General features: G+C 69.8%; 3 protein-coding genes. 2 read left to right on the top strand and 1 reads right to left on the bottom strand.

Annotation, left to right across the window (positions count from 1 at the left end; translation table 11 throughout):
• Positions 1-871 (top strand): formylglycine-generating enzyme family protein (locus tag QSG27_RS28045; RefSeq protein WP_306712028.1); only part of this gene is annotated, 871 nt, incomplete at its 5' end.
• Between the two features lie 153 nt (positions 872-1,024).
• On the opposite strand, the gene QSG27_RS28050 is transcribed toward QSG27_RS28045, so the two are convergent.
• Positions 1,025-1,735, bottom strand: a complete 711-nt coding sequence (locus QSG27_RS28050; protein WP_306712030.1) for a Crp/Fnr family transcriptional regulator — start codon at positions 1,733-1,735, stop codon at positions 1,025-1,027.
• A gap of 239 nt (positions 1,736-1,974) precedes the next feature.
• On the opposite strand from QSG27_RS28050, the gene QSG27_RS28055 reads away from it, so the two are divergent.
• Positions 1,975-3,609, top strand: coding sequence for an AMP-binding protein (locus QSG27_RS28055; RefSeq protein WP_306712031.1), 1,635 nt, complete (start codon positions 1,975-1,977; stop codon positions 3,607-3,609).
• The last annotated feature ends 176 nt before the right edge of the window (positions 3,610-3,785 follow it).

Raw genomic sequence — 3,785 nt, forward strand, 5'->3', positions numbered from 1 at the left:
ACCGGTGGTCGAGGCGCCGCCGCCGCCTTCCCCCGCGCCGCCCCAACCCGCCCCGCCCCAACCAGCAACGTCCCGGCCGGGGCCGGAACCGGAGCAGGTCGCCGCCGCACCGTCCGGCGGCAACGGGAACAGCGCGGTGCGCAACCACAGCCGGTCCGCCAGTTTCCGGGACTGTCCGGACTGCCCGGTGATGGTGCGCATCACGCCCGGCAGCTTTATCATGGGCAGCGACCAGGGCGACCGCTCCGAACGCCCGGCGCACAAGGTGACCATCGCCAAGCCCTTCGCGCTCGGCGCCTACGAGGTGACGGTGGCCGAATGGCGGGCCTGCGTGGAGGGCGGCGGCTGCACCGGCGGCATGCCGCGCATGACCAAGCCCACCGACAGCACCCCGATCCACAACATCTCCTGGCTGGAGGCCCAAGCCTACGCGAAGTGGCTGAGCCAGAAGACCGGCCAGCGCTACCGCCTGCCGACCGAGGCCGAATGGGAGTATGCGGCCCGCGGCGGGACGACGGGCCGCTACTGGTGGGACGGACAGACGGGGACGCTCGCCAACTGCAAGGACTGCGGCGGTGCGCAGGAACGGCTGACCCCGGCTTCGGTCGGCAGCTACAAGCCGAATCCCTTCGGGCTGCACGACATGAACGGTGGCGTGGCGGAGTGGGTTGCCGACTGCTGGCACCCGGACTATGGCGGGGCGCCGGCGGACGGCAGCGTCTGGACCTCGCCCAACTGCCGGGAGCGGGTGCTGCGGGGCGGGTCCTGGCGGGCCAGCCTGACGGACATCACCGACACGGCGCGGCTGTTCTACGATCCGGACGTGCGGTACCTGAACAACGGCGTGCGGGTGCTGCGGGAATTAAATTGAGGGGGAAGTGGTTGCGCTGGGCCCCCCTCCTAACCTCCCCCCACTTCGCGGGGGAAGGAATTTTGTGGCGGAGCGGCGGCAGTCCCCTCCCTCACCGGAGGTGGGGGAGGGTTAGGGAGGGGGCCCAGCGCAATCACTTTGCAACCACTCTCTTCACCCGTTCGCCTCGGCGATCTCCTCCAGCGCGTTGCGGTCGAGCAGCGTGATCCGCCCGGACTCCACGGCGATCACCCCGTTGCGCTGCCACTCGCCCAGCAGCTTGTTGATGCTCTCCCGCGAGACGCCGACGAGGCAGCCGAGTTGCTGTTGCGACAGCTTGATGTCCAGCTTCAGCCCGTTCGGCGCCGGCTTGCCGAACACCTCGGCCAGCCGCATCAGCGCGCGGGCGAAGCGGGAGGACGCCTCCAGGAACAGCGTGTCCTCCAGATGCTCGCTGGTCTGGCGCAGGCGCTTGCACAGGACGGTGATGAGCTGGAGCGCCACCGCCGGACGCTCGTTCAGCAGGGGCACGAACTTGGAGCGGTCGAGCACCAGCAGGTCCGTCTCTTCCAGCGCCACGGCGTCGGCGGTCCGCGGTTCCCCGTCCAGAAGGGCGATCTCCCCGAACAGGCCGCCCTTGTTGATGATGTTCAGCACCAGCTCCTTCCCGTCCGTCGAGTGGGAGCAGATCTTCACCCGCCCGCGGATGACCGCCATCATGCTGTCGCCGGGGTCGCCCTTCTGGAAGATGACCGCGCCGGGCCGGAAATAGGCCAGCCGGGCGCTGGCGGCGAGGCGTTGCAGTTCCGGCTTCTCCAGATGCTTCAGCAGGAAATGCCCGGACAGCACCAGTTCCTTGTCGAACGCGATCCGCACCGTCGTCATGGTCGCCCCCACGCGGGTTGTCCCCACCCAGTGTACAGGCCGGACGGGCCGCGTCCGCGGCGCCAGAGGCGGTAACGCGTCCGTCCGCTCCTGCCACGTTCTTGCGGGCATAGGGGGAGGGACCGACCGAAGGTGAATCTTGTCCTGTCCGATGGTTCGTGGCTACCATCGTCAGCAAGGCGCCCAATAGGAAGTGCCGACCGAAAGTCAGGGACCGCAGAACAGGGGAGGAAACGAGCGTGGACGCCACCACTCCGTCCGCAGGGCTTTCCAGGCGCGCGGCGAACCATGTGCCGCTGACGCCATTGGACTTCCTGCGCCGCTCGGCCATGGTCTATCCGGACAAGACCGCCGTGGTCTACGGCCCCCTGCGGCGATGCTGGGCGGAGGTGGAACGCCGCGCCCGCGCATTGGCCTCCGCGCTGGCCGGGGCCGGCGTCCGTCCGGGGGAGGTGGTGTCCGTCCTGGCCTTCAACACCCCGGCGATGCTGGAGGCGCATTTTGGCGTGCCCGGCGCCGGGGCGGTGCTGAACGCCATCAACACGCGGCTCGATCCGCCCGCCGTCGCCTTCATCCTGGAGCATGCTGAAAGCCGCCTGTTCCTGGTGGACCGCGGCCTGTCCGCCGTGGCCCGCACAGCGCTGGAGCGCATGGCGGCCCCGCCGCGGGTGGTGTGGATCGACGACCCGGCGGCACAGGACGCCGACCCGGTCGGTGACATGGAGTATGAGGACTTCCTGAGGACCGGCGACCCCGACGCCCCCTGGCGCACGCCGGAGGACGAGTGGGAGTCCATCGCGCTCAACTACACCTCCGGCACCACGGGGAACCCCAAGGGCGTGCTGTACCACCACCGCGGCGCCCATCTGAACGCGCTCGGCAACGTCATCACCTTCGGGCTGCGGCCCGACAGCGTCTATCTGTGGACGCTGCCCATGTTCCATTGCAACGGCTGGACCTACCCCTGGGCGGTGACCGCGGTGGGGGCCACCCATGTCTGCCTGCGCGCCGTGGACCCGGCGGCGATCTTCCGCCTGATCGCGGAGGAGAAGGTCACCCATCTCTGCGGCGCGCCGGTCGTTCTGACCATGCTGATCCACGCCCCCGATTCGGTGAAGCGCAGCTTCGACCACGGCCCCGTGCAGGTGGCGACCGGCGGGGCGGCCCCGCCCAGCGCGGTGATCGCCGGCATGGAGCGGATGGGCTTCCGCCTGACCCATCTCTACGGCATGACGGAATGCTACGGCCCCTCCACCGGCTGTGCGTGGCAGGAGGCGTGGGCGGACCTGCCGCTGGAGGAACGGGCGGTGAAGATGGCCCGCCAGGGCGTGCCGAACGTCACCATGTCGGAGCAGACCGTGCTCGACCCGGTGACCGGCGGCGAGGTTCCCGCCGACGGGGAGACGCTGGGCGAACTGGCGCTGCGCGGCAACACGGTGATGAAGGGCTATCTGAAGAACCCGGCGGCCACCGACGAGGCGCTGCGCGACGGCTGGCTGCACACCGGCGACCTCGCCGTGCTGCATCCCGACCGCTATGTCGAGATCAAGGACCGTGCCAAGGACATCATCATTTCCGGCGGCGAGAACATCGCCTCGCTGGAGGTGGAGGAGATTCTCTACAAGCACCCGCAGGTTATGGAAGCCGCCGTCGTCGCCCGTCCCGACGCGAAATGGGGCGAGACGCCTTGCGCCTTCGTCACGCTGAAGCCGGGTTCGGAGGGGGAGGTGACGGAGGCGGACGTGATCGGCTGGTGCCGCGACCATATGGCCCACTTCAAGGCGCCCCGGACGGTGGTGTTCGGGGCCTTGCCGAAGACGTCCACGGGGAAGATCCAGAAGTTCATGCTGCGCGAGCAGGCGAGGGGGTTGTGAGGGGGTGGTCGCAACGGGCCCCCACCCTCACCCGCATGAACCCAGGACTCGCCCCATGACCTTCACCCTCACCGACCGCACCGCCCTCGTCACCGGAGCCTCGTCCGGCCTCGGGCGGCATTTCGCGGGCGTGCTGGCCGCGGCGGGCGCCCGCGTCGCCCTGGCCGCGCGGCGGC

Source organism: Azospirillum isscasi (assembly GCF_030849505.1).
In the GTDB taxonomy this organism is placed as follows: Bacteria; Pseudomonadota; Alphaproteobacteria; order Azospirillales; family Azospirillaceae; genus Azospirillum; species Azospirillum isscasi.

Bases quoted from the DNA above. Each gene is read 5' to 3' on its own strand.
- QSG27_RS28050 (WP_306712030.1), bottom strand. From the start codon at position 1,735: ATGACGACGGTGCGGATCGCGTTCGACAAGGAACTGGTGCTGTCCGGG.